The sequence below is a fragment of the Halovibrio sp. HP20-59 genome (assembly GCF_033052795.2).
In the GTDB taxonomy this organism is placed as follows: Bacteria; Pseudomonadota; Gammaproteobacteria; order Pseudomonadales; family Halomonadaceae; genus Vreelandella.
In genome coordinates, this window is the sequence record NZ_JAWJUW020000013.1 from 54411 (window position 1) to 79536 (window position 25126).

Annotated in this window: 22 protein-coding genes; 20 read left to right on the plus strand and 2 right to left on the minus strand. The window is 57.6% G+C overall.

What is annotated here, in order from left to right; genetic code table 11:
* Positions 1 to 254: 254 nt before the first annotated feature.
* The 4 genes from RZA33_RS14455 to RZA33_RS14470 are packed head-to-tail and all read left to right on the plus strand — an operon-like array spanning position 255 to position 4778.
* Entirely contained in the window at positions 255 to 2057 is a 1803-nt protein-coding gene (locus RZA33_RS14455) for an IlvD/Edd family dehydratase (RefSeq protein ID WP_317508412.1), read from the plus strand.
* A 16-nt stretch (positions 2058 to 2073) separates the two neighbouring features.
* Entirely contained in the window at positions 2074 to 3018 is a 945-nt protein-coding gene (locus RZA33_RS14460) for a DMT family transporter (protein ID WP_317508413.1), read from the plus strand.
* Between the two features lie 31 nt (positions 3019 to 3049).
* Positions 3050 to 3835, plus strand: coding sequence for a FadR/GntR family transcriptional regulator (locus tag RZA33_RS14465; protein ID WP_317508414.1), 786 nt, complete (start codon positions 3050 to 3052; stop codon positions 3833 to 3835).
* 16 nt (positions 3836 to 3851) lie between these two features.
* Entirely contained in the window at positions 3852 to 4778 is a 927-nt protein-coding gene (locus RZA33_RS14470; protein WP_317508415.1) for a Gfo/Idh/MocA family oxidoreductase, read from the plus strand.
* Between the two features lie 8 nt (positions 4779 to 4786).
* Here the strand turns inward: RZA33_RS14470 and RZA33_RS14475 are convergent, their stop codons facing one another.
* Entirely contained in the window at positions 4787 to 5731 is a 945-nt protein-coding gene (locus tag RZA33_RS14475) for a LysR substrate-binding domain-containing protein (protein WP_317508416.1), read from the minus strand.
* 150 nt (positions 5732 to 5881) lie between these two features.
* On the opposite strand from RZA33_RS14475, the gene RZA33_RS14480 reads away from it, so the two are divergent.
* From RZA33_RS14480 to RZA33_RS14505, 6 genes are all read left to right on the plus strand, one after another.
* Positions 5882 to 7108, plus strand: a complete 1227-nt coding sequence (locus RZA33_RS14480; protein WP_317508417.1) for an aldose epimerase family protein — start codon at positions 5882 to 5884, stop codon at positions 7106 to 7108.
* Positions 7109 to 7197: 89 nt separating this feature from the next.
* A complete protein-coding gene (locus RZA33_RS14485) occupies positions 7198 to 8220 on the plus strand; it encodes an arabinose ABC transporter substrate-binding protein (RefSeq protein WP_317508418.1) in 1023 nt (340 codons plus the stop codon).
* An 83-nt stretch (positions 8221 to 8303) separates the two neighbouring features.
* On the plus strand, positions 8304 to 9797 hold the full coding sequence (gene araG / locus RZA33_RS14490; protein ID WP_317508419.1) for an L-arabinose ABC transporter ATP-binding protein AraG: 1494 nt from the start codon (positions 8304 to 8306) through the stop codon (positions 9795 to 9797).
* A gap of 73 nt (positions 9798 to 9870) precedes the next feature.
* Positions 9871 to 10881, plus strand: a complete 1011-nt coding sequence (gene araH / locus RZA33_RS14495; RefSeq protein WP_317508420.1) for an L-arabinose ABC transporter permease AraH — start codon at positions 9871 to 9873, stop codon at positions 10879 to 10881.
* Positions 10882 to 10940: 59 nt separating this feature from the next.
* A complete protein-coding gene (locus tag RZA33_RS14500) occupies positions 10941 to 12686 on the plus strand; it encodes an IlvD/Edd family dehydratase (protein WP_317508421.1) in 1746 nt (581 codons plus the stop codon).
* Positions 12687 to 12706: 20 nt separating this feature from the next.
* Entirely contained in the window at positions 12707 to 13483 is a 777-nt protein-coding gene (locus tag RZA33_RS14505) for an SDR family oxidoreductase (RefSeq protein WP_317508422.1), read from the plus strand.
* 3 nt (positions 13484 to 13486) lie between these two features.
* On the opposite strand, the gene RZA33_RS14510 is transcribed toward RZA33_RS14505, so the two are convergent.
* The gene (locus tag RZA33_RS14510) at positions 13487 to 14710 is read right to left on the minus strand and encodes an ROK family transcriptional regulator (RefSeq protein ID WP_317508423.1); all 1224 of its coding nucleotides are present in this window, start codon (positions 14708 to 14710) and stop codon (positions 13487 to 13489) included.
* A gap of 206 nt (positions 14711 to 14916) precedes the next feature.
* On the opposite strand from RZA33_RS14510, the gene RZA33_RS14515 reads away from it, so the two are divergent.
* From RZA33_RS14515 to RZA33_RS14560, 10 genes are all read left to right on the plus strand, one after another.
* Positions 14917 to 16428, plus strand: coding sequence for a sugar ABC transporter ATP-binding protein (locus RZA33_RS14515; RefSeq protein WP_317508424.1), 1512 nt, complete (start codon positions 14917 to 14919; stop codon positions 16426 to 16428).
* A complete protein-coding gene (locus tag RZA33_RS14520) occupies positions 16421 to 17422 on the plus strand; it encodes an ABC transporter permease (RefSeq protein ID WP_317508425.1) in 1002 nt (333 codons plus the stop codon). Before RZA33_RS14515 ends, RZA33_RS14520 begins: the two co-directional genes overlap by 8 nt.
* A gap of 113 nt (positions 17423 to 17535) precedes the next feature.
* Positions 17536 to 18501: an ABC transporter substrate-binding protein gene (locus tag RZA33_RS14525; protein WP_317508426.1), complete on the plus strand. Its 966-nt coding sequence runs from the start codon at positions 17536 to 17538 to the stop codon at positions 18499 to 18501.
* A 117-nt stretch (positions 18502 to 18618) separates the two neighbouring features.
* Entirely contained in the window at positions 18619 to 19671 is a 1053-nt protein-coding gene (locus RZA33_RS14530) for a sugar phosphate isomerase/epimerase (protein ID WP_317508427.1), read from the plus strand.
* A gap of 44 nt (positions 19672 to 19715) precedes the next feature.
* Positions 19716 to 20879 carry a Gfo/Idh/MocA family oxidoreductase gene (locus tag RZA33_RS14535; RefSeq protein ID WP_317508428.1) on the plus strand — a complete coding sequence of 388 codons (1164 nt, stop codon included), beginning with the start codon at positions 19716 to 19718 and terminating at the stop codon, positions 20877 to 20879.
* Between the two features lie 38 nt (positions 20880 to 20917).
* Positions 20918 to 21688: an SDR family oxidoreductase gene (locus tag RZA33_RS14540; protein WP_317508429.1), complete on the plus strand. Its 771-nt coding sequence runs from the start codon at positions 20918 to 20920 to the stop codon at positions 21686 to 21688.
* 31 nt (positions 21689 to 21719) lie between these two features.
* On the plus strand, positions 21720 to 21887 hold the full coding sequence (locus tag RZA33_RS14545; protein ID WP_317508461.1) for an MFS transporter: 168 nt from the start codon (positions 21720 to 21722) through the stop codon (positions 21885 to 21887).
* A 284-nt stretch (positions 21888 to 22171) separates the two neighbouring features.
* Complete coding sequence (locus RZA33_RS14550; protein WP_317508430.1) at positions 22172 to 22534, plus strand: hypothetical protein; 363 nt, start codon at positions 22172 to 22174, stop codon at positions 22532 to 22534.
* A gap of 239 nt (positions 22535 to 22773) precedes the next feature.
* Entirely contained in the window at positions 22774 to 23883 is a 1110-nt protein-coding gene (locus RZA33_RS14555) for a heparan-alpha-glucosaminide N-acetyltransferase domain-containing protein (RefSeq protein ID WP_317508431.1), read from the plus strand.
* A 30-nt stretch (positions 23884 to 23913) separates the two neighbouring features.
* Entirely contained in the window at positions 23914 to 25092 is a 1179-nt protein-coding gene (locus RZA33_RS14560; protein ID WP_317508432.1) for a serine hydrolase, read from the plus strand.
* Positions 25093 to 25126 lie beyond the last annotated feature (34 nt).

Consider the following 25126-nt stretch of genomic DNA (forward strand, 5'->3'; position numbering starts at 1 on the left):
TCCTGGCGTGCTGTAGATCGCTACGCTAAGGGTGTTTTCTCAGCGAACCACAGCAAGTTGTGTGTTGTTTTTGTATGTGTGCGGAGCCGTCTTTTCGAGGATAGCACCGCAACCCGCAGCTAAATGTCTAATGTTTCAGCTGTATGTTCAACATATACTTTTGTATGTGTCGACGATAGAGCGAAGAAAGCGTACCGTCATGAGCAGTTTTTCTTTTGACTCTAACAACTTTACTCTAGGCGTGGAGCGGCACCATGGCCAATTTTCAGCGAATAACTCCCGATCAATTGCGCTCACGTTATTGGTTCGATAATCCCGATCACCCTGGCACCACAGCGCTGTGTATTGAGCGCTACCTTAATTACGGTATTACGCTGGATGAGTTGACCAGCGGTAAGCCGATTATCGGTATTTGCCAGTCGGGCTCGGACTTAACCCCCTGCAATCGTCATCACATTGAGCTGGTGAAGCGGGTGAAAGACGGGATTCGCGCCGCGGGCGGCGTGCCGTTTGAATTCCCCATGCACCCTATTCACGAGAACGTGCGTAGGCCCACCGCCGCGCTAGATCGTAATTTGGCTTATTTGGGCATCGTGGAAGTGCTGCACGGCTACCCGTTAGACGGTGTGGTATTGACCACCGGCTGCGACAAGACCACTCCGGCAGCGCTGATGGCGGCGGCAACGGTGAATATTCCTGCCATCGTGCTTTCCGGCGGGCCGATGCTAAACGGCTGGCGGGGCGCCGAGCGGGTGGGTTCGGGCACCATCATCTGGGAGCTACGCAAGCGTCTGGCAGCGGGCGATATCGACTACGCCGAGTTTCTTTCCCGTGCCAGCGATTCAGCGCCCTCGATTGGCCACTGCAATACCATGGGCACTGCCTCCACCATGAACTCCATGGCCGAAGTGTTGGGCATGAGTCTGCCGGGTTCGGCGGTGATACCCGCGCCTTATAAAGAGCGCGCGATGGCCGCCTACGACACCGGCACGCGGATTGTCGATATGGTGTGGGAAGACCTGCGCCCGCTGGATATTCTGACCCGGGAAGCATTCGAGAACGCCATTGTGGCCTGCTCCGCGCTAGGCGGCTCGTCTAATGCGCCGGTACATATCAATGCGATTGCCCGCCATTCGGGCATCGAGCTGGATAACGATGACTGGCAGCGCCTGGGCCATGAAATCCCCTTGCTGGCCAACGTTATGCCTGCAGGTGCCTTCCTATGCGAAGAGTTCTACCGCGCTGGCGGCGTGCCCGCCATACTCCACGAGCTACAAACGGCGGGTAAGCTGCACAGCGATGCGCTGACGGTCAACGGTCGCTCTATAGGCGATAATGTTCAGGGCCGTGAAACCCAGGATGCTGATGTGATTTGCCGCTATAACGACCCATTGGTGGATCATGCGGGCTTCCTCAATCTCAAGGGCAATCTGTTCGACTCGGCGCTGATGAAAACCAGCGTTATCTCTCGGGACTTTCGCGAGCGCTTCCTAAATGACCCCAACGACCTGGAAGCCTTTGAAGGCAAGGTAGTGGTGTTTGACGGCTCGGAGGATTACCACGCGCGTATTGATGACCCGGCGCTGAACATCGACGCGTGTACCATTCTGGTGATGCGTGGGGCTGGCCCGGTAGGCCACCCCGGCGGTGCCGAGGTGGTTAATATGCAGCCGCCGGAGGCGCTGATCAAACAGGGCATCGAGTCACTGCCGTGCCTGGGTGATGGCCGTCAGTCGGGTACGTCTGGCTCGCCGTCGATTCTCAATGCCTCCCCGGAAGCCGCCACCGGCGGTGGGCTAGCGCTGCTGGAAACCGGCGACCGTCTGCGGGTCGATCTTAAGCGCTGCGAAGTGCAGCTGCTGATTGAGGCCAGTGAGCTAGAAGCGCGCCGCGAGCGGCTAGCTCAGCAAGGTGGTTACCGCTACCCCGGCCACCAGACCCCCTGGCAAGAGATCCAGCGCAGTATGGTCGAGCCGCTGGATCGCGGTATGACGTTGGAACCCGCCACCAAATATCGCGATGTGGCCCGTCAGCATCCGCCCAGGGATAATCACTGAAGGGGCGAGCACTTCGATGAGTCGTTTAAGCACCTTATCGCATCGTCAGCAGGGCCTGCTGTTAACCGCTGGCGGCGCACTGATCATGGCGCCGGATGCCTTGCTGATCAAGGTAGCCGACCTGCCCGATGCAGAAATTCTGATGTGGCGCGGTTATCTATCAGGATTAGGTTTTCTGCTTATCGCCTTGCTGCGCTATGGCCGTGGCACTCTGGCGGCCTATCGTCGCTGCGGCTGGACGGGTATCGCCGTGGCACTGCTGTTCAGCCTGACTACCTGTGGTTTCGTGCTGGGTAATCAGTACACCAAGGCGGGCAACGTGTTGATGATACTGGCCAGTTCGCCGTTAATTGCGGCGGTGCTGTCCTGGATCATCCTCAAGGAGCGCCTGCCCAGGCGTACCTGGTTGGCAATCCTGTTGTGTATGGCGGGTGTTGCCATGATCGCGCTGGACGATGCGGGCGCAGGTTCCTGGGTGGGCAACGCGTTCGCCTTGATGGCGGCGACCACCCTGGCGATTAACTTTACCCTCTGCCGCACGCGCCCCGGGGTGGACATGAGCCCCATGTTGGTATTCAACGGCCTGTTGGTCGGCAGCGTTGCTGGGCTGTTTTGGCTGGTGGGGAGCGAGCCCACCCTGCCCGCCGTCAATCAGCTCGCCGTGGTGATCCTGCTGTGTCTGATCATTGTGCCCTGTGGCGTAACACTGCTGCAGCGCGGGCCGTTGTATCTGCCCTCTGCTGAAGTGGGCCTATTGCTGTTGCTGGAAGTGGTGGTGGGCACGCTGCTGGCCTGGTGGATTCTCGGTGAACAGCCCGCCCCCGTGGCCTTGCTGGGCGGCGGCATGGTGCTAGGTACGCTGCTGGCCAAGGGGCTTTATGAGCGGCGCCTGGAACTGCGGCAGCGTGCCGTGTTAGGCGCAGCACCGCCGGTAACAGTAGACCAGTCAAGTACGTTATGATTGGCTCGAATCGAAATAGGGTCCCATCGCATTGACATCATCTCTCAGCAAACCAGTCATTCGCCCTAGCGTCGCCGAATATCTCGCCGAAGAGATATTCGGTGGTCGCTATCACCCCGGCGATTTTGTACCGCGTGAAATGGATCTATGCGAACGCTTTGCGATTAATCGCTCGGCGGTGCGTAGCGATCTGCGTCAGTTGGTCGATGTCGGCATTATCGAGCGAATCTCTGGCCATGGTTCCAAGGTGCGTGAGTACTCCGAGTGGCATATTCTCGATGCTCAGGTGACCAGCTGGTTGACCCGTTATGCCGCGCCCAACCCGGAGATTCAGCGTGAAATCCTCGCTTTCCGCCTGGATGTCGAGCCCTATGTGGCGATGACCGCCGCCAAGCGGGCCAAGGCGCGTGATTTGGTTGCCATCGAAGAGGCGTTCGAGGGCCTGGGGCAGAATCTGCGCAATGCCACCTGCGAAGAGGAACGACGCCTGCATAGCGAGTGCGATTTTGCCTTTCACGAGGCCATCTTCAAGGCGACCCATAATATCGTTTGGGCGCAGCTATCGCATATCCTGCGCCCTTCGATTTATATGCTGATCTCCATGTCCAATGAGAGTGCTGCTGATCCGGAAGAAAGCCTCGAACGTCACCGTAGGCTGATGGAGAGTATCCGCCTGCGCCGTCCAAAAGAAGCTTTTCTGGCCGCCCAGGCGGTGCTGGCGGGCACTGCAGAGGCGTTGGGGCTTGAGCATAGCGCCAGTTCATTAGGGCGCAGCGTTGAGTTGCCACACACCGCCCCTGACTTTTTTAATGGCTAATAACAAAGGTAAGCATATGTCTGATTTCAACCTCGGCTTGGTAGGCGTGGGCAAAATCGTCCGCGACCAGCACCTTCCCGCGATAGCCGCCACACCGAGCTGCGAGCTTATCGCTTCGGCAGACCCTTACGCCTCGCTGCCGGAACTACCCGGCTATCAAGACCTGGAGGCGATGCTCGACGCTCACCCTGACATCACCGCGGTGGCAATCTGCACGCCGACGCACCTGCGTTACTCCCAGGCGCGAGCGGCGCTGATGCGTGGCAAGCACGTGCTGCTGGAAAAGCCGCCAGGGGCGACGTTAAGTGAAGTAGAGGACTTGATTGCCTGCGCTAAGAAGCAGGACGTTAGCCTGTTTGCCGCCTGGCACTCGCGGTTTGCTCCCGGCGTGGCCCACGCCCAGCAATGGCTAGCCCAGCGGCAGGTGCAGCGAGTTGAAATCGAGTGGAAGGAAGACGTGCGGGTATGGCACCCCGGCCAGGCGTGGATATGGGAGCCCGGTGGTATGGGCGTTTTTGACCCCGGTATCAACGCGCTTTCAATTGCGACTGAAATCCTGCCCCAGCCATTTTTTCTGCAACAGGCGCGGCTGCTGGTGCCGAGTAATGCACAAACCCCGATTGCGGCAAAGTTATCCTTTACCGATCCAGAAGGCGCGGCGATCGAGGCCGATTTTGACTTCCTTCAGAGCGGTCCGCCTACCTGGGATATGCATATCGATAGCGACGGCAGCCGTTTGAGCCTCACCCATGGCGGCTGTCGTTTGATGATTGATGACGAGCTGGTGGTTGAAGCCGAAGAGCGCGAGTATCAGGGCCTCTACGCGCGCTTTGCCGAGCTGATTGCAAGCGGACGCAGCGAGGTGGATGTCGCCCCGCTGCGCCAGGTCGCCGATGCGTTTCTATACGGTCATCGTGAGGCTACCGACGCGTTTGTCGAGTAACACCGATTTTACTGGTCATCCTCAGCAATAATCTCCCGCAGGGCGCTCATAAAAGCGGCGGCCCCAGGCGAAAGCCGCTGGTGGCGTAAGCTAACGAGTCCGTAAGGCTGCACGCTAAGCGTCTCGCTGAAGGGCAACAGATGGAAGCGCTGTGGGTTGCAGAGCAGGTTGGCGGCTTCACGAGTGGTCACCGTGATAGTGTCGGATTTATCCACCAGCGCCAGCGACACCAGTAGGTCGGCGGTATCAATTATCTGGCGAGGCGGTGCGACTTGATGATGCAGGAACAGGCTATCCACTCGCTGGCGCATCAGCGCGCCGGTGGGCTGCAACGACCAGGGATAGACCGCCATATCCGCCAAGCTTAGTGATGCTTTATTCGCTAAGGGGTGCCCCTCGCGACAGACAAAGCACAGCTCCTCCTCGCCAATTTCCTCAAACACGAAGCGTTCGGCATCAACGCCTGCCGGTATCCGGGTGATGGCAAAATCCAGTTCGCCTTCGAGTAGGCGCGGTACCAGCACTTTACTAACCGCCACATCCACGCTGATTTTTAGCCCCGGCCGGTCGCGGTGCACACGCTCTATCGCACTGGTGATAAGCGTCACAGCCGGCGCCATCACCGTGCCAACCGCCACCGTTCCTGCATTACCGTCACGCAGTGCATTCAACTCCTCCCCGGTATGGTGTAATGACGAGAGCATGCTATGGGCATGGCGAATCATGATTTCGCCATACCAATTGGGCGTTAGCCCCCGCGAGTGGCGATCAAACAGCCGAATCCCCAGATTCGCTTCCAGATCGCTGAGCAGTTTTGAGGCAGCTGGCTGGCTCATATTGAGCTGCTCGGCGGCACGGTGCAGGTTGCGTTGCTCATCCAAGGCTAAAAATAGCTGAAAATGGCGCAACTTTAGTCGCACGTCTAAAAACCAGTTCTCGTCAAGAACGCCCATAGGATAAGCCTTGCAGTATCATTGATAACCAAAAGTATATTGAAAATGATTCATTTGTATATTGGTTGGTTATGTCGGAAGTGTCTACTGTAAGGGGTGAATACGCGACGGTGGCGTCGCTCTAACAACAACAACGCAAGGAACAAGAACATGCCTCTCATGTCCGCACAAAGGGTCGTCGCAGGACCAAAATTGCTGCTGAGTGCCGGTGTCGCGATGCTATTGCTTAGCGCGGCCCAGGCACAGGGCGAACAAACGACTGCTGAAACTAGTGCCGGAAACGGCATTGAGAAATCGACATTTGGCCACTTACCCGACGGCCGTCAGGTCGATGTCTATCGGTTTACCAATGCCAACGGTATTGAGCTTCAGGTAACCAACTACGGTGGGATTATTCTGTCGCTAAAGACCCCTAACGTGGAAGGGGAATTTGACGATATCGCCCTGGGCTTCGACTCTCTGGAAACCTATCTCTCTGATGAATACCGCCAGGCCAACCCCTATTTCGGCGCAATTATAGGGCGCTACGGTAACCGTATCGCGGGCGGTGAGTTCTCCCTTAATGGCGAAACCTATTCATTAGCAACCAACGACGGCAACAATCATCTGCACGGCGGCGACCAGGGCTTCGATAAAGTGCTGTGGCAGGCCGAGCCGTTTGAGAACGATGAGGGCACCGGGCTTGTCCTGCGCTATACCAGCGAGGATGGCGAGGAGGGCTACCCGGGTAGGCTGGAAACTGAAGTTACCTACACCCTGACTGATGCCGATGAGCTGATGGTGGATTATCGCGCCACAACAGACAAAGCCACGCCGATCAACCTTACCCAGCATAGCTACTTCAACTTAAAGGGCGGGGGTAGCGACAGCATTCTTGATCACCATTTAATGATTAATGCCCCTGCGTTTACTCCGGTAAACGATTCGCTGATCCCTACCGGTGAGATCCGCCCGGTAGAGGGTACGCCGTTCGACTTTACCCAGGCGACGCCGATCGGCGAACGAATCGACCAGGATAACGAGCAGCTGGGTTTTGGCGGCGGCTATGACCACAATTTCGTGCTGGACCGCGATAACGCCGAGGCCGATGAGCTTGTCTTGGCTGCCAAAGTATGGGAACCGCAGAGTGGGCGCATGGTAGAAATTTCCACTACCGAGCCGGCTATCCAGTTCTACTCGGGCAATTTTCTTGACGGCAGCCTGACCGGCAAGCAGGGCCAGGCTTATGAGCACCGCTCTGGCTTTGCGCTGGAAACCCAGCACTACCCCGATTCCCCCAATCAGGAGGCATTCCCCAACACAACCCTAGAACCCGGCGACACTTACCGTTCGCGGACGGTGTATCGCTTTTCCGCCCAGGAGTCCTTTGATTCGTAACCTGCCAGGGCTTGTCCCTGAAACCTGAGTCATCAATAGGCATCAGCACAATTAACAACAAGATTCGCTAAAACATCAGGAGTACGACCATGCGATTAACCACTAATTTAACAACAACGTTCACCAAGACATTTACCCGTTTGGCCCTGGGTAGCGCGATTATGGTGGCCTCATTGGGGTCAGTGCAGGCGCAGGATGATGATGAGGTGAAGATTGGCTTCATCGTCAAGAAGCCCGAGCAGGCTTGGTTCATTAATGAACAGCGGGCGGCTACCGAGGTAGGTGAAGAGCTTGGCTTTGATGTGGTGCGTCTGGGCGGGGAAGACGGCCAGCAGGTGCTCAGCGCAATTGATAACCTGTATGCCCAGGGCGCAGACGGGTTTGTGATTTGCCCACCAGACGTGCGTTTGGGGACTGCGATTATGAACCGCGCCAACCAGTACGATATGAAAGTCATTACCGTGGACGATCGGTTTGTTAATTCCAGCGGAGAGCCGATGGAAGACGTACCGCACCTGGGTATGTCCGGTTATAAAATTGGTCAGCAGGTAGGCGAGGCGATCGCTGCAGAAATGGAAGCCCGCGGTTGGAATCCTGAAGAGGTTGCCGCGTTGCGCATCACCAACGACGAGCTACCCACCGCCGTTGAACGCACCACTGGCGCGACCGACTCTCTGGTTGATGCTGGCTTTCCTGAGGACAATATCTTTGATGCGCCTCAGCAAAACACTGACACCGCCAGTGCCTTTTCCGCCGCGTCGCCGGTACTTGCCCAGCACGGCGATTATGAACACTGGGTGATTTATGCCCTTAATGAGGAGAGTGTTCTAGGTGGCGTTCGGGCTACCGAACAATACGGTCTTGCCCCAGAGGATGTGATCGGTGTGGGTATCAACGGCTCGGGTGCCGCTTTTGCGGAATTCTCCCGCGAAACCCCGACGGGCTTCCATGGCACCGTGGCGGTCAGCTCTACCATGCACGGCAGCCAGACAGCTGAAGATCTCTACCGCTGGATTACTGAAGATCAGAAGCCACCGGCCAACACTGAAACCTCTGGCGTGTTGATGACCCGTGAGGACTGGGAGGAAGTTCGCGAAGAGCTGGGTCTTTAAGAGCTGGATCTGCAAAAGAGCTAGCCTGTCATGGGCTAGCTGTCACTAAACACCTGTACGGACCATCTGCGGAGTGTTCACGCATGTCTGATCCCTATCTACGTTTCGACGCGATTAGCGTTGTTTTCCCCGGTGTGCGGGCGCTGGATGGTGTGAGCTTTGCGGCTCACACTGGCCAAGTGCATGCCCTGATGGGCGAGAACGGCGCGGGTAAATCCACGCTGCTCAAAGTGCTTAGCGGCGTTAACCGTGTGGCCGAAGGTGCGCTGTGGATTGATGGTCAACGCCACGTGTTTAGCAACGCCCGCGAAGCGCTGCGCGAAGGGATTGCCATCATTTACCAGGAGCTAACGCTTTCTCCCAATATGTCGGTGGCCGAAAACCTGCTGCTGGGCCAACTGCCCACGCGGCAGGGGTTCGTGAACCGCCGTCAGTTGAAGGAAAAAGCCATGGCGATTCTGGCCGACCTGGGCGAGGGCGATATTCATCCCTCGACCAAGGTACGCGAGCTTTCAATCGGCCAGCAGCAAATGATCGAGATTGGTCGCGCGTTGTTGCGTGACGCCAAAGTGATTGCCTTTGATGAACCTACCAGCAGCCTCTCCATCCAGGAAATCCGCCAGCTTAAGCGCATCATAAAGCGGCTGCGCGACGAGGGGCGGGTGGTGCTGTATGTGACCCATCGCATGGAAGAAGTGTTCGAGATGTGCGATGCGGTCACCATCTTTCGCGACGGTCAGCATATTCGTACCCACGAGGATATGTCTGAGCTGAATCACGACCTGCTGGTAAGCGAAATGGTCGGCCGCGATATCGACGATGTTTACGGCTACCGCTCTCGCGAACACGGCGATGTCATCTTGAATGTTGAAAATATTCAAGGCCGTGGCTTAAAAGCGCCAGTGAGTTTTTCCGTTAAGCGCGGTGAAGTGTTTGGGTTATTTGGGCTGGTGGGAGCAGGGCGCAGCGAGCTGCTGCGGCTGGTCTGTGGTGTCGAGTCTCCCAAAGCTGGCAGCGTGACATTTAACGGGGAGTCGCGGCGTTTTAAAAGCCCCGGTGAGGCGATTCGTGCCGGTATTGCCATGTGCCCAGAGGATCGCAAATCCCAAGGCATCTTTCCGGTGGCCAGCGTCGCTGACAACCTCAATATCAGCTGTCGGCGCTTTTTCAAACGCTGGGGCATGTTCCGTCACCCTGGCCGTGAACGGCGCAATGCCGAAGCCTATATCCAGCAGCTCAGCGTCAAAACGCCGGGACCGCGTACGCCGATTGGCAAGCTTTCCGGGGGCAACCAGCAAAAGGTAATTCTGGCCCGCTGGCTGGCTGAAGAGATCGACCTGTTTGTAATGGACGAACCGACCCGAGGGATTGACGTAGGCGCGCGGCGAGATATCTATTCGCTGCTCTACGATCTAGCCGAACAGGGCAAAAGCGTGGTGGTGATTTCCAGTGACTTGGCGGAAGTCAGCTCGATTTGCGACCGCATCGCCGTGATGCGCGATGGCGAACTAGTCGAAGTGTTGCCACGCGAATCGGCCACCCCGGAACGCCTGTTGGGCTTGGCGCTGCCCGCCTAAATTGACGTTTATCCAAGACAGTCGCTGTTAAGAAGACAATCGCTGTTAAAAGAACAAGCTCAGGACAACAATCATGACAACCGACAATGTAACCCAAGGTGAGAATACACCTGCCCGCCCAGCGGGTCGCCAGGGGCTGATCAAGCCGTTGCGCACGCTGCTCGATACTTCCGGGCTGATCGCGATTTTCTTGCTGCTGTTTGTGGCGCTGGCAGTACTTATCCCCGATTTTTTGACGGGCCGCAATATGGTTGGGCTGTTGCTTTCGATCACCCTGATCGGCAGTTTGGCGACCACCATGATGCTGGTATTGGCGCTGGGCGAGGTGGATCTTTCGGTGGCCTCCACGGTGGCCTTTGCCGGGGTGGTCGCGGCGGTGGTGACCTCCAGTACCGGTAGCGTGTTTATCGGCGTGATTGGGGGCGTGGTTGCCGGTGGCGCAGTAGGGGCGTTTAACGGTCTGGTGATTGCCAAGTTCGGTATTAACTCGCTGATTGCGACCTTAGCGGCCATGGAGTTTGTGCGCGGGCTGGCCTACATCACCTCCGGTGGCGATGCGGTAATGATTACCGTGCCGGGCTTTTTTGACCTGGGCAGTGCCTCCTTTCTGGGCCTAACGCTACCGGTATGGACCATGCTGGCCTGCTTTGTGATTTTTGGCGTGATACTCAATATGACCGCCTTTGGCCGCAACGTGCTGGCCACCGGCGGCAACTCAGAAGCCGCGGCACTTGCCGGGGTTAATGTCCGTCGTCTCAAAATTATTGTCTTTGGTTTGCAGGGCGTTGTTGCTGGCGTGGTCGGTGTATTGCTGGCATCGCGCATGGGCCTGGGCGACCCCAATACCTCCATGGGCTTGGAGCTTGCTGTGATCTCCGCCTGTGTGCTGGGCGGCGTGGCGCTATCGGGCGGCGTGGCGACGATCACCGGCGTGCTGGTCGGCGTACTGATTATGGGTTGCGTGCAGAACGCCATGGGGCTGCTCAACGTGCCGACCTTTTACCAATACCTGGTGCGCGGTGCGATTCTGCTGTTGGCGGTGATGTTCGACCGCTGGAAGCAAACCCGTCGTCAGCGGGCCTGACGTTTAAGCTTTTATCTTTTTTATTACTGTTATTTTACCGGTTGTACGGAGACTTTATTATGCCCGATCGTAAGCCACCATTACGCTCTGCCCAGTGGTTCGGCACCGCCGACAAGAACGGCTTCATGTACCGCAGCTGGATGAAAAATCAGGGCATCCCCGACCATGAGTTTCAGGGCAAGCCGATTATCGGTATATGTAATACCTGGTCGGAATTGACCCCCTGTAATGCGCACTTTCGTAAGCTGGCGGAACACGTGAAGCAGGGCATCCTGGAGGCGGGCGGTTACCCCGTAGAGTTTCCGGTGTTTTCCAACGGCGAATCCAACCTGCGCCCCACGGCGATGTTCACCCGTAACCTGGCGAGCATGGACGTGGAAGAAGCTATTCGCGGCAACCCCATGGATGGCGTGGTGCTGCTGGTGGGCTGCGACAAAACCACCCCAGCGCTGCTGATGGGCGCGGCAAGCTGCGATATCCCCACCATCGTGGTCACTGGCGGGCCGATGCTCAACGGTAAGCACAAGGGTAAGGACATTGGTTCCGGCACCGTGGTCTGGAAGCTCTCCGAGCAGGTCAAAGCGGGCGAGATTTCCCTGCACGACTTTATGGCCGCGGAAGCGGGTATGTCGCGCTCAGCGGGCACCTGCAACACTATGGGCACCGCCTCCACCATGGCATGCATGGCCGAGTCGCTGGGCACTTCGCTGCCCCACAACGCGGCGATTCCGGCAGTCGACTCGCGCCGCTACGTGCTCGCCCACCTCTCGGGCAACCGCATCGTCGAGATGGTCAATGAAGACCTCAAACTCTCCAAAATTCTCACCAAAGAAGCCTTCGACAACGCCATTCGCACCAACGCGGCGATTGGCGGCTCCACCAACGCGGTGATTCACCTTAAAGCTATTGCCGGGCGTATCGGTGTGGATCTTACCCTGGACGACTGGAGCCGCGTGGGCCGCGGCACGCCGACTGTGGTCGATCTACAGCCCTCGGGGCGGTTTTTGATGGAGGAGTTCTACTACGCTGGTGGCCTACCAGCGGTGCTTAGACGCCTGGGTGAAGCCGACCGGCTTCCCTTCAAGGACGCGCTCACCGTCAACGGCAAAACACTCTGGGAGAACGTCCAGGATGCGCCGCTGTATGACGACGAAGTTATTCGCCCATTGGATAACCCGCTCACGGCGGACGGCGGCATCTGCGTAGTGCGCGGCAACCTGGCCCCCAACGGCGCGGTGCTCAAGCCCTCGGCAGCAACGGCCGAACTCATGCAGCATCGCGGCCGAGCGGTGGTCTTCGAGGATTTCGACGACTATAAGGCGCGCATCAATGACCCTGACCTGGACGTCGAAGCCAACGACATTCTTGTTATGAAACACTGCGGCCCACGGGGTTATCACGGCATGGCCGAGGTGGGCAACATGGGCCTGCCGCCCAAGATCCTTGCCCAGGGCATTACCGATATGGTGCGCATCTCCGATGCCCGCATGAGCGGCACGGCGTATGGCACCGTGGTACTGCACGTTGCTCCAGAAGCCGCAGCGGGTGGCCCGCTGGCCGCCGTGCGCAACGGCGACTGGATCGAACTTGACTGCGCGAGCGGCCGACTGCACCTGGATATCAGCGATGAAGAGCTGGCCTCACGGCTGGCCGAAAGCGACCCCACTGCCGCCTCAACGCTAATCGCCAGCCAGGGCGGCTATCGCCAGCTGTATATCGAGCGGGTACTCCAGGCGGACGAAGGCTGTGACTTCGACTTCCTGGTCGGGTGTCGGGGTTCTGAGGTACCGCGCCACTCGCATTGATTAACTAATAAGGAAACGCAATGACCGCTAGGCTGGCCGCTAAGCACATTCTAGTGACGGGTGCGGCTACCGGCATTGGCCGTGCCATCGCGGAGGCCTGCATTCACGAGGGGGCCACAGTCGCCTTGCTGGATCGGGATGGCGATGGTGTCGAACGGCTGGTGGAAGAGCTGCGTGGCGAAGGCCACTACGCCCAAGCGCTGGTGGCAGACATTGCCGACCGTGCTGCGGTGGAAGCCGCCGTGGCGCAGGCGCGTCAGAGTAACGGGCCCTTAACCACGCTAGTTAATAACGCCGGAATGAATGTCTTCCATGAGCCGCTCGCCATGCCGGAGGACGCCTGGCAACGTTGTATGGCGGTCGATCTGGAAGGTGCCTGGTACTGTAGCCGGGCGGTGTTGCCGGATCTAATAGAACAGGGCGGCGGCGCCATTATCAATATTGCCTCCACCCATAGCTTCTCGATTATTCCCGGCTGCTTTCCCTACCCGGTGGCCAAGCACGGCTTGATTGGTTTAACCCGAGCGCTCGGCATTGAGTACGCCCCACGCGGTGTACGGGTCAATGCGATTGCGCCGGGTTATATCGCCACCCCGGCGGTAGAGGCGCATTGGCAGACGTTCGATGACCCTGCCGCGGCGAAGGCCCGCATCGAAGCCTTGCTGCCGCCTGGGCGGCTGGGGCAACCTGAGGAAGTCGCCATGACGGTGGTTTTCCTGGCCTCAGATGAAGCACCCTTTATCAACGCTAGCTGCTTAACCATCGACGGCGGGCGCAGCGTTGTCTACCACGACTGACGGCTATTGAACTCGTTGAGCGGTTGCCTGGAGGGTCTCGGCATCGGTCGCGTTTAGCGCCATGGCGATGCCGCCCATGCAGGTCATGTCGCGGTCCCAGGCGCAGCTTTCGATGCGGGTGGTGCCTCTAAGTTCGGCCACCAGGGCATCGTCAATGGCGGAGTGCATGGCGGCCTGCATGGCGCCAAAGCCGCGTACGCCGGAGCCGGTAATCAGCACTAGATCGGGGTTAAAGAGCGCCAGCACATTGGCGATGCCGACACCCAACGCCCGACCGGCTTCATCGTAAATGCGCTGGGCCGTCGGGTCGCCTTTTAATGCCAACTGTGTCAGCGCCTGCATCTGCTGTTCGGAAGGGTGTGCGCTGTCGCCTGAGGGGAGTGCTAGCTGTTCGGCGGCGGCGCGATAGAGCGCGTAGTCGCTGGCGTAGGCTTCGATACAGCCGCGGCGTCCGCAGGCGCATCGCGCTCCATCGGGCTGATATTTGCTGTGCCCAAACTCGGCCGCCGAGCCATTGGCGCCGAGATAAGGCACGCCGTTAATCAGCACTGACATACCGATACCGTAGCCCAGCATAATGACCACTAAATTGGCGCAATCCGCATAGGCGGACCGTGCAGCCAGCACATTGGCGATACAGTTGGCGTCGTTTTCCAGCAGTACGCTGCAGTGAAAACGCTCAGCCAAACGTGCTGACATTGGTGCGTTACGAAAGCTCAGGGCGGGTGACCAGATAATCGTTCCGCTTTGCGATGACACCACCCCCTGCACTGCCAAACAAATACCCGCCAAGCGTTGAAAACCCTTCAACTGTTGAGCGCAGACAGCGCTGATTTTGTCTTCCAGCAGTGCTTCCAGGTCGTCGGCGCTCAACGCCAAAGTGGATGCGGCGTAGTACTCACGATGGCGGACTTGGCCCGCGAAATCCCCCACTACCAGTTGGATCTCATTGATTGATAGCTTAATGCACACCACATAGGCGGCTTGAGGGTTGAGCTGTATCAGTGTTTTCGGCCGACCGCGCCCGTAGGGGCGGGGTGTTTCAGGCGGTTGTTGCGTGATCAAGTCCTGTTGAAGCAGTTCGGCGCTAATTGAGGTCACGGTGGCAGAGCTAATGCCATTGAGTTTGCTCAGATCGGTGCGTGCAACCGGCCCATGGTCACGCAGGGTTCGGATCACCGCTAGAGTGTTGTCTAGGCGGCTAGTCTCAGTCGACGGAAGGGCCATAGGGTCGCCGTGATTGTATGAGTCGTTGTCTTGAGTCGTTGTATTTAGTTACTCATCGTGGGGCGTTAACGCGATTGTCAAAATACGACCTAAGTTGCATATGCAGATATTTATTTTAGTACCTAAAGTAAATAGAGCATCTTCCTAAAGCAATTGATGCTGATAAGCCCCTAATACAATAACAACAGACATCATCAGGTGGCCCTATGCTGTTATCGGCGCGCAAGCTCTGCCGCTCGTTTGGTGAAAACCAGGTGTTATTCGACGTAGATCTTGACCTGCAGGCGGGCGAGGTGCACGCCCTGCTGGGCGAGAACGGCGCCGGTAAATCGACGTTGGTAAAAATTCTGGCCGGTTACCTTCGCCCCACCTCGGGTGAGGTATTGGTAGACGGTAGCCAGCGGCACTACCGCTCCAGCGGTGAGGCAGAGGCCGACGGCGTGGTAATGATCCACCAGGAGCTGGCGCTAGCTGAACAGCTCAGTGTGGAAGAGAACATCTTCCTGGGCCGCGAACTGCGCCGCGGCATGTTTCTGGATCGGCGAGCCATGCGGCAACAGAGCCGGGAGGCGCTGGCGGAGCTTGAAACCGACGTTGATCCACGCGCCCGTGTGAAAGACCTGAGTACCTCCGATCAGCAGATGGTGGAAATCGCCAAGGCAATCACCCGCGACGTGCGCGTGCTGATTATGGATGAGCCCACCGCGACCCTGACGGAAAATGAAGTAAACGTACTTTTCGCACTCATCGACCGGCTGCGGAAGCGGGGCGTAGCAATTTTGTATATCTCCCACAAGCTGCGTGAAATCGAGCAGATCGCTGACCGCGTGACGGTGCTGCGCGACGGCCATTTGGTCGATAGCGGGCCCATGGCCGGACGCAGTAAAGAGGAGCTGGCGCGGCTGATGGTGGGGCGTGAAATCACGGAAATGTACCCACCGCGCACGCAGCTTCCTGACGATGCGCCGGTGGTGCTGGAAGTGCGGGATATGGTGGTGCCCGGCGCCGTGAAACAGGCCAGCTTTGCCCTTCGCCGGGGGGAAGTGTTGGGGTTTGGGGGCATCGTGGGCGCTGGCCGAACCGCGCTGCTTGAAGCCGTGCTGGGGCTACGCGGTAAAAGCGCCGGTCAGGTGCTACGCAACGGCCAGCCGGTAATTCTGCGCCACCTGCGCGATGCGGTGCATCAACGTATCGCCTATCTCACCGAGGATCGTAAGGGCAAAGGCCTGGTGCTCAATATGGATCTGCGCTCCAACGTTACGCTGCTCAATTTACGTGCTCACTGTCACCCGCTTATCGACCGCCGCCGCGAAGAGCAGGCCTTTCAGCAGGCTATCCAGCGCTTTGATATCCGCCTGCGTACGGCAGTGCGCACCGCCGCTGAACTCTCCGGCGGCAATCAGCAGAAATTGCTGCTCGCCAAAGTGATGTCCATTGACCCCGAAATCGTGATTATCAATGAGCCGACCCGTGGCATTGATGTGGGTACCAAGCACCAGATCTATCACTTTATTCATGAACTGACCGAAGCAGGCTGCTCAGTGATATTGATCTCTTCAGAGATGGGCGAACTGATCGGCCTTTCCCACCGGGTGGCGGTAATGTGCGCCGGAGTACTTACCGGGTTGCTCGAAGGCGAGCAGATCAACGAACAAGAAATCATGCAGTACGCATCCGGCATCAAGGGAGTAGGCGCAGATGAGCAGCGTTATGGCTAATAACAAAACGACAGCATCGAGAGGTTTTTCCGTTGACCTGAAAACCTGGGGGCCTTTTGTGGCGCTGGTGATTCTGGCGCTATTGGGAGTACTGATCAACCCGGCATTTCTGGGGCTGGATAACCTCTCCAACATGCTCACCCGCAGTGCCTTTATCGGCATCATTGCCATCGGCGCCACCTTTGTAATTACCGCGGGCGGGCTGGATCTTTCGGTCGGGTCGATGGCGGCTTTTATTGCCGGGGTAATGATTATCCTGATGAACAGCCTGGTCGAGCAGTTTGGCGCAGGGCTCACCACCGTGCTGTTCGGCGTGGGTGCCTCACTGCTGCTGGGACTCTGCGCAGGCTTTATCAACGGCATGGTGACCACCAAAGGCAAAATTGAAGCTTTTATCGTCACTCTCGGCACCATGGGGATTTACCGCTCACTGGTGACGTACCTCGCCGATGGCGGCACCCTCACCCTGGACTGGGCAGTGCGCGATATCTACCGTCCGGTGTATTACGGCAGCTTCCTGGGCATCACCATTCCGGTCTGGGTGTTTCTGGCGGTCGCGATTATTGGCTACATCCTACTCAACTACACCCGCTTCGGGCGCTACTGCTTTGCCATCGGCTCCAACGAAAAAGTTGCCGAATACAGCGCCATCCACGTCGACCGTATCAAGACCATGACCTACATGCTGCAGGGCGTGTGCGTGGCCTTGGCGACGATTATCTACGTGCCTCGGCTGGGCTCGGCATCGGGCGCTACCGGGGTGCTCTGGGAGTTAGAGGCGATTGCCGCGGTGATCATCGGCGGCACCATGCTCAGGGGCGGGCATGGGCGAATCTGGGGCACCGTGGTGGGCGCCATCATGCTGACCATGATTGGCAATATTCTTAACTTGACCGACGCCATTTCCAACTACCTCAACGGAACGGTCCAGGGTGCCATTATCATCGTGGCGGTCTACCTGCAGCGTGCGTCGTGGAAGAAAACAGCGCCCTGAGGTAATGAGACAAATATAAAAACCAGAAAAACGTTCGCAACATCAACCCTTAGCAGCTCGCAATGCAGCAAGAAAAACAGCAAAACAAAGACAAAAACGAAAGGAGCACCACTATGCGAACCATCAAAACCACACTGGCGGCCTGCGTCACTACCGCCACACTCACTTCAACAATCGCGCTTTCCGGCGCCGCCGTTGCCCAGGAGCACACCATCGGCGTATCCATTCCCGCCGCCACCCATGGCTGGACGGGGGGCGTCAATTACCACGCCGAAGAGGCTAAAAAGCGCCTCGAGGCGCTTTATCCCGATATCGAGATTACGATCTCGACGGCAGGTACGGCCGGCGAGCAGGCCAATGATCTCGAAGACTTGGTATCGCTGCGCAATATCGATGCTTTAGTCGTGCTGCCGTTTGAGTCGGGCCCGCTGACCGATCCGGTACGTCGCGTCAAAGAATCCGGCGTCTTCGTGACGGTGGTAGACCGGGGGCTCACTCAAGAGGGCATCGAAGACCTCTACGTGGCGGGCAATAACCACGAGTTAGGCCGCGTGTCCGGCGAGTACATCCGCGAGCGCCTTGATGGCGAAGGCGACATTGTCGTGCTGCGCGGTATTCCCACCGTGATCGACGATGAGCGGGTGGAAGGCTTCCAGGAAGCGATCGAAGGCTCCGACGTCAATATTCTCGATATGCAGCACGCCAACTGGAATCGCGACGATGGCTTTGAAGTCATGCAGGACTACCTGTCGCGCTTCGACAACATCGACGCCGTCTGGGCCCAGGATGACGATATCGCCCTCGGCGTTATTGAAGCCGTGCGTCAGGCGGATCGTGAAGATGAGCTGTTTATTGTCGGCGGCGCGGGCATGAAGGACATTATCAAGCGGGTCATGGAAGGCGATGAGCTGGTGCCGGTAGACGTGCTTTATCCACCCGCCATGATCGCCACTGCCATGGACCTGACCGTGCAGCACTTTGTCTCCAACGGCCCGGTGGTGGGCGAGTACATTCTAGGCTCGCCGCTGATTACCGAGGAGAACGCCGAGCAGTACTACTTCCCTGACTCGCCGTTCTGATCATGGTCTGACCTGACCAAAAGGCGCGGGTGAAACCGCCCGCGCTCCTCTGCTTCATTGAAATTTTCTGGCGCATTGAAATGTGATTGCCAGTGAGACGTTATAGAGAGACGCCCTATGAAAACGATCCAAGGGCCGGCGCTGTTTCTCGCCCAGTTCGCCGGTGACGAAGCCCCCTTTAACAGCCTCGATAGCATTGCCGCCTGGGCGGCCGGGCTAGGCTATAAGGGCGTGCAGATTCCCAGTTGGGACGCACGCATGATCGATTTAAAGCGTGCCGCCGAGAGCCGCACCTACTGCGATGAGGTCAAAGGCACCCTGGCCGAACACGGCCTGACGCTTACCGAACTTTCCACCCACCTTCAGGGCCAGTTGGTCGCCGTGCATCCGGTTTACGACGAGATGTTCGACGGCTTCGCGGTGCCCGAAGTGCGCGGTAACCCCAAAGCTCGCCAGGCCTGGGCGGTAGAGCAGTTGAAGCTGGCCGCCAAAGCATCGCAAAATCTTGGCCTCACCGACCACGGCACCTTTTCCGGGTCGCTGGCGTGGCCATTCATCTACCCCTGGCCCCAGCGCCCGGCGGGCTTGGTCGAGACGGCGTTCGACGAGCTGGCGAATCGCTGGCGGCCGATTCTGGATGCCTTTGACGAGGCGGGTGTGAACCTCTGCTACGAGATTCATCCCGGCGAAGATCTCCACGACGGCATCACCTTTGAGATGTTTCTTGAGCGGGTCGGCAACCATCCACGCTGTCATATTCTTTACGACCCCAGCCACCTGATCCTGCAGCAGCTCGACTATCGCGGCTTTTTGGATGTGTACCGCGACCATATTCAGATGTTTCACGTTAAGGACGCCGAGTTTAACCCCAGCCCCAAGCAGGGTGTTTATTCGGGCTATCAGTCCTGGACAGAGCGCGCGGGCCGCTTTCGTTCCCTGGGCGATGGCCAAATCGACTTCAAGTCAATCTTCTCGTGGATGGCGGCCAACGACTACCACGGCTGGGCGGTGCTGGAGTGGGAGTGCTGCTTGAAGCATCCGGAAGTCGGTGCCCGGGAAGGTGCAACCTTTATCCGCGACCACATTATTGAGGTAACCGAGCGGGCGTTTGATGACTTCGCTGACGGCGGCTCCGACCAAGCCGCCAATCGCCGCATCCTTGGTCTTTAATAACGAGCCTCAGTTAATTTAACCAAAGGGGAGGGCTATACGACATGAGCAATCAACACGACACGCCGCGTCGGCTGCGCCTGGGCATGGTCGGCGGTGGCCAGGGGGCGTTTATTGGCGGGGTGCACCGCATCGCCGCACGGTTGGATGACCACTACGAGCTGGTCGCCGGGGCCTTTGCCTCTGACCCTGAGCGCAGCCGGGCCGCCGCCGCGGAGCTCCACGTTGACGCCGAACGCGCCTACCCTGACTACCAAGCCATGGCCGAAGCGGAGCGCAAGCGCTCGGATGGTATCGACGTGGTTGCCATTGTGACCCCCAACCATGTGCACTTCGACGTGGCGCGCACCTTTCTTGAAGCGGGGTTTCACGTCATCTGCGATAAGCCGATGACAATCACCCTGGAAGAGTCGCAAACCCTCGCCGAGCTGGTGGAACGGACGGGACTGTTCTTCGGCTTGACCCACAACTACTCCGGCTACTCGCTGGTTCGCCAGGCGCGCGCGATGGTCGCCAACGGCGAGCTGGGCGAGCTTCGCGTCGTTCAGGTTGAGTACCCGCAAGATTGGCTATCTACCCGGCTGGAAGACAGCGGCGTGAAGCAAGCCGAGTGGCGCACCGACCCCAAACGCAGCGGCCCGGCGGGCTGTTTGGGCGATATCGGCACCCACGCCTACCACCTGGCGCGCTATGTGACGGGGTTAGAGCTCGAATCGCTCGCTGCCGATATGCACACCTTTGTCGAAGGCCGCGCGCTGGATGACAACGTGCATATGCTGCTGCGCTTCAAGGGTGGCGCACGGGGCATGCTGTGGTCGAGCCAGGTAGCGGCAGGTAATGAAAATGGCCTGCAGTTACGCGTTTATGGCAGCCGCGGTGGCCTTGAGTGGCGTCAGGAAAACCCCAATCAGCTAGTGCATTCGCCGCTGGGTGAGCCCCCGCGTATCTTAACTCGCAACGGCCCTGGTCTGGGCGACGCCGCCATGGCCGCGGCGCGGATTCCAGCAGGGCATCCAGAAGGCTATCTCGAAGCTTTCGCACAGCTTTATAGCGACTTCGCAGTGCAAATCCAAGCGCATCAAAACGGCTCAAATGCCAATGCACTTGCTGCACCCACGCCGAGCGTTGCGGACGGCGTTGATGGCCTGAGGTTTATCACGCGCGCGTTGGCTTCGTCTGCCGCCGGTGGGCAGTGGATGAATATGTGACGGAAAACAAATAATAATAAAACCAAGAGAGAACCGCTATGACACAGCACTCAGCGCGCTATACCAGCCTTGAGCAGCGAGTGGTCTTTATTACCGGGGGTGGCAGTGGCATTGGCGCCGCGCTTACCCGTGCCTTTCACTACCAGGGCGCGTGGGTGGTGTTTGTCGATATCAACGACGCCGCCAGCGAGTCGCTGGTTGATGAACTGCGTGCCGAGACCGGAGAGGTGCCGCGCTACCACCATTGCGATATTCGCGATGTAGCCAGCTTACAACAGGTAATTGCCGATACCGGACAAAATGTCGGGCAAATCCATACCCTCATCAATAATGCTGCCAGCGACGATCGTCACGACTGGCGGGAGGTGAATGTTGCCTATTGGGATGAACGAATGTCGCTCAACCTGCGGCCGATGTTTTTTGCCGCCCAGGCGGCGGCTCAACAGATGATCCAAGCGGGCGGTGGCTCGATTATTAACTTTGGCTCGGTTAGCGTGCAGATGGCGCTGGGTGGTTTGCCCGCCTATGTCACCGCAAAAGCGGCGGCCCACGGCCTAACCCGCAGCTTGGCCCGCGACCTGGGCGAGCACAATATTCGCGTTAATACGCTGGTGCCCGGCGCGGTGATGACCAAACGACAGCTGGAAAAATGGATTGGCCCCGACGACGAAGCCGCCATTCAAGCGCGCCAGTGCCTCAAATTACGCCTCGAACCCCAACACATCGCCCCTACTGTGCTGTTTTTGGCCAGCGACGAAAGCCAAGCCATCACCGGGCAAGAACTAGCGGTGGATGCGGGCTGGGCTTAGCACTATTGGGCTAGCAGGTCTTTCTTAGTGGCTGGCCAATTTCGGTATCACCATGACCTTCCCCATTGTGCTGGCTTCCATTGGGCTGGTCGGTGCTTACGGCTTCTATGCGGTCAGTGTCGTTGCATCAACACTCTTCGTTATCTATTTTGTAAAAGAGACGCGCGGGAAAGAACTTGAAGAGATGGCCTACGAGTAAAAAACTGTTCAAAGGCGACTATACTATGTTGGTAATCACATTGAAGTTGCTTAGGCGTTGGTCATAAGCCTGGGGCGTTTATGGCCACCCAGCAACAAATGACAAAAAGTGCCATGATATCAGTTGAAAAAAATTTTATGTCCCGCATGTAAGCTGTATGAGGAACTTTAATACAGCAAGATAGCACTTGACTGATACAGCTTTGGTTACTAAGGTAAGTATTGTACAGCAAGGATGATCTGTTGTTTTTACCAAGGAAGTAAAGCCAAATAGGAGGCGGTATTATGATGAAGAAGGATTCTTTTAAGAAATTAGGCATTTTTGGCGTATCATTTGCTTTAATGGCAAGTCCGCTCGCTTTTGCAGACATGCATGAAGAAGGCGAGCCAGATACCGGAACTCGGCAAGAGACTGATTTAAACCTTGATCAAGGCACTGTTTCCCCTGAACCTGAAGAAGAGGGCGTGACGGTTGGCCTAGAAGATGATCCGGCCGATGGCACTAGGCAGCAGACTAATCTGGAAGATGACGAAGGCACAGTAACTACTGTGGAAGGCGATGATGATGATACCGGCATCCCTGGTACTGGCGCAGAATCTGAGCCACCGACCGGCACCCAGGGACAGCCTGCTTTAGATGATGAGTAAGCTGTTATCATAGATTTTGAGGGTTTAGGTCTAATTGCCTAACTCATCGAGTCTAACGATAACCACCAAATGCCCCGCTCATGCGGGGCATTTCTCGTTAGGAATCTTGAACGTTCTAACCAAGCGCCAAGTACGCAAGCGTTGAACCTGCAAGCGCGCATTGGGTTCATGTTTGTTGGCAAATGCGGTATTAACTTATTGACTGAAGCAGGATTAGCGCAGGAAATAAGGAAATGCCCATGGCGATTGCCTGGAACGAAACGCCCCAACTGCCTAAGGCTGATGGCCGCATAGAAGCCATTGATTTGGCCCGTGGCATCGCCATTGGGTTAATGATCGTGAGTCATTCGGTCAGTGGATTAGTGGGTATTCGTAATGTGCCGGACTGGGGCATGGTGCCGGTTCATTTACTGACCAAATTCTCATCGTCGTTATTTATCGTGGTCTTCGGGATCGCTTTAGCCGTCGCATTTCTCTCTCATACCCAAAGCGATGATTGGCCCAAGCGGCGGTTAAAGCTGTGGCTGCGAGCTGTAGAAGTATGGTTTTGGTACAAGGCGCTGCTCATTATTGAAATGCTCCCGTTCAATACCCCCAGCGAGATCGTCGATGCGCTGCTCTATGGGCGTTTTGGCATCTGGGTTGAAATCCTAGGCTTTTACGCCATCGCGCTGTTGTGGGTGCCGCTGATGCTGCCACTTTGGGCGCGGGCGCCGCTATGGAGCCGCCTGGCCACTATCGGGGTATTAATCGCGCTGACCGTTTGGTTGCAGAACCTTACGTTTGGCGGTAACGATATTCTCAAAGCGCTGCTGGTCGATCATGAAGACCACTACACCTGGGGGCAGATTAGCCGCGCACCGCTAATCCTGGTGGGGCTGCTCATCGGTGAAGCCCTGTTGCGCTGCTACTTTGAGCCCATCGCGCGGCGACGCCTAGTACTTACCCTGCTGGGGCTGGGCGCGCTAATGGTCGGTGGGTTTTATGCCATTGCGCTTGCTAGCGGCGATGTACACGCGGCGATGCTGGCGGTGGCCAATAATGTGGGTAAACACCCGCCTGGGCTGCAGTTTATGCTGTTTAGCCTGGGCGGCGCACTGGTGTTATTAGCTTTAGCGCTTGCTGGCGGCGCCAAGGCCGCCAAGGCACTTTTGCCGCTAACCATTGTCGGTTCCGATGCCCTCAAAGCATTTATTTTCCACATTGTGGTGATCTTTTTGATGCTGCGCTTTTTGTGGAAAGGCCAGGGAGCGTACAGCTATCCACAGGCGCTTGGTGTTGGCGGCCTGTTGATACTGGGCGCAGCGGCATGGATTTGGCTGACCCGTTGGATGGCTAAACACCATTAAAAGCAATTAATAACTGCTGGGGCGTACGATTTGCGACACTGGATACAACGCGGGCTGGTTGCGGTTGCGCTGCTTATTGCGCTGCCTGTTCACGCCGAGGTTGATGGTACCAATGGGTACGACACAAATGGGTACGATGCAAACTGGTACTATGAAATAGATAAACACAGCGTTTGGCAGGGCGATTTAACCGCCCGTTTACAAGCCATTGAAGGTGTCTTTGCGGGCCAGTTGGGCGTTTATGTGCAAAACCTCGCCAGCGGCGAAGCATTTTCATGGCGCGCTGATGACCCTTGGTATTTAGCTTCGCTAATTAAAGTACCGGTGGCAGCGCAAGTGCTCGCTGAACGCCAAGCGGGTACGCTTTCTCTGGATGAACGTTTGACGCTTACGCACAGTGACTATGTGGACGGCGCCGGACCTACCAACTGGCACGACCCCGGCACGCCGATCTCCATCGGATACTTGCTGGAACACATGATCACCGTCAGCGATAACACCGCCACCGATATGCTGATTGATCGCGTGGGGCTTGCGGCCGTCAACGAACGTGCCAGTCGCATGGTGGCCGCAAGCGGCGGTAATCCCGCTGAGCTTGGGCCTATTTCCAAACTGGTGGGCGTGCGCCAAGGAGTTTACGGCGAGCTGCACCCTGATGCCCGCAAACTGGGCGGAATGGATTTTATAGCCCTGCGCAAGCACAGCGTTAATCAACGCGCCCAAGCATTAGCCCGCAGGCTGGGCGCCAGCACGGGGTCCTTCACCCAACCCGATTACGACCACGCCTTTGATGCTTATGAAGCCACTGGCGAGAACGTGGGTACGCTTAGCGCCTATGGTGATCTGTTGGCTAGCCTGCACGGCGTTAAACAAGGCCTTCAACAAAGGCAAGACGGCATGGAAGATTTCGATGCCCTGCATCGCAAACGTTTAATAGCGGTTATGCAGCGAACCCGTTCTGGTAAACAGCGTCTTAAAGCGGGCCTGGGCGACGGCATAAGCTTCGCCCATAAAACCGGCACGCAGCAGCGGCGCAGTTGCGATGCAGGCATTGCTCAACGTGAGCCAGCCAGTGCTGGCAATGAAAGCGCTGGGCCATGGGTGATTGTCGCCTGCACCCGCGGACCCGTGGCAGTCAGTGCTCATGAACGCGCGCTGGCAGAGGTGGGTGAAGCCATACGCCGCAGTGGTGCTATAAGCGTGCCGTGATAAACTACCGGCCCTTTTGATCATAAATGCCAAA

What these genes read in the sequence shown, in the direction of transcription:
- RZA33_RS14485 (WP_317508418.1), top strand. Translation starts at nt 7,198, where the DNA reads ATGCGATTAACCACTAATTTAACAACAACGTTCACCAAGACATTTACC.
- RZA33_RS14510 (WP_317508423.1), bottom strand. Translation starts at nt 14,710, where the DNA reads ATGGCCCTTCCGTCGACTGAGACTAGCCGCCTAGACAACACTCTAGCG.
- RZA33_RS14530 (WP_317508427.1), top strand. Translation starts at nt 18,619, where the DNA reads ATGAAAACGATCCAAGGGCCGGCGCTGTTTCTCGCCCAGTTCGCCGGT.
- RZA33_RS14480 (WP_317508417.1), top strand. Translation starts at nt 5,882, where the DNA reads ATGCCTCTCATGTCCGCACAAAGGGTCGTCGCAGGACCAAAATTGCTG.
- RZA33_RS14470 (WP_317508415.1), top strand. Translation starts at nt 3,852, where the DNA reads ATGTCTGATTTCAACCTCGGCTTGGTAGGCGTGGGCAAAATCGTCCGC.
- RZA33_RS14540 (WP_317508429.1), top strand. Translation starts at nt 20,918, where the DNA reads ATGACACAGCACTCAGCGCGCTATACCAGCCTTGAGCAGCGAGTGGTC.
- RZA33_RS14525 (WP_317508426.1), top strand. Translation starts at nt 17,536, where the DNA reads ATGCGAACCATCAAAACCACACTGGCGGCCTGCGTCACTACCGCCACA.
- RZA33_RS14550 (WP_317508430.1), top strand. Translation starts at nt 22,172, where the DNA reads ATGATGAAGAAGGATTCTTTTAAGAAATTAGGCATTTTTGGCGTATCA.
- araH (WP_317508420.1), top strand. Translation starts at nt 9,871, where the DNA reads ATGACAACCGACAATGTAACCCAAGGTGAGAATACACCTGCCCGCCCA.
- araG (WP_317508419.1), top strand. Translation starts at nt 8,304, where the DNA reads ATGTCTGATCCCTATCTACGTTTCGACGCGATTAGCGTTGTTTTCCCC.
- RZA33_RS14505 (WP_317508422.1), top strand. Translation starts at nt 12,707, where the DNA reads ATGACCGCTAGGCTGGCCGCTAAGCACATTCTAGTGACGGGTGCGGCT.
- RZA33_RS14520 (WP_317508425.1), top strand. Translation starts at nt 16,421, where the DNA reads ATGGCTAATAACAAAACGACAGCATCGAGAGGTTTTTCCGTTGACCTG.
- RZA33_RS14460 (WP_317508413.1), top strand. Translation starts at nt 2,074, where the DNA reads ATGAGTCGTTTAAGCACCTTATCGCATCGTCAGCAGGGCCTGCTGTTA.
- RZA33_RS14455 (WP_317508412.1), top strand. Translation starts at nt 255, where the DNA reads ATGGCCAATTTTCAGCGAATAACTCCCGATCAATTGCGCTCACGTTAT.
- RZA33_RS14555 (WP_317508431.1), top strand. Translation starts at nt 22,774, where the DNA reads ATGGCGATTGCCTGGAACGAAACGCCCCAACTGCCTAAGGCTGATGGC.
- RZA33_RS14535 (WP_317508428.1), top strand. Translation starts at nt 19,716, where the DNA reads ATGAGCAATCAACACGACACGCCGCGTCGGCTGCGCCTGGGCATGGTC.
- RZA33_RS14475 (WP_317508416.1), bottom strand. Translation starts at nt 5,731, where the DNA reads ATGGGCGTTCTTGACGAGAACTGGTTTTTAGACGTGCGACTAAAGTTG.
- RZA33_RS14500 (WP_317508421.1), top strand. Translation starts at nt 10,941, where the DNA reads ATGCCCGATCGTAAGCCACCATTACGCTCTGCCCAGTGGTTCGGCACC.
- RZA33_RS14515 (WP_317508424.1), top strand. Translation starts at nt 14,917, where the DNA reads ATGCTGTTATCGGCGCGCAAGCTCTGCCGCTCGTTTGGTGAAAACCAG.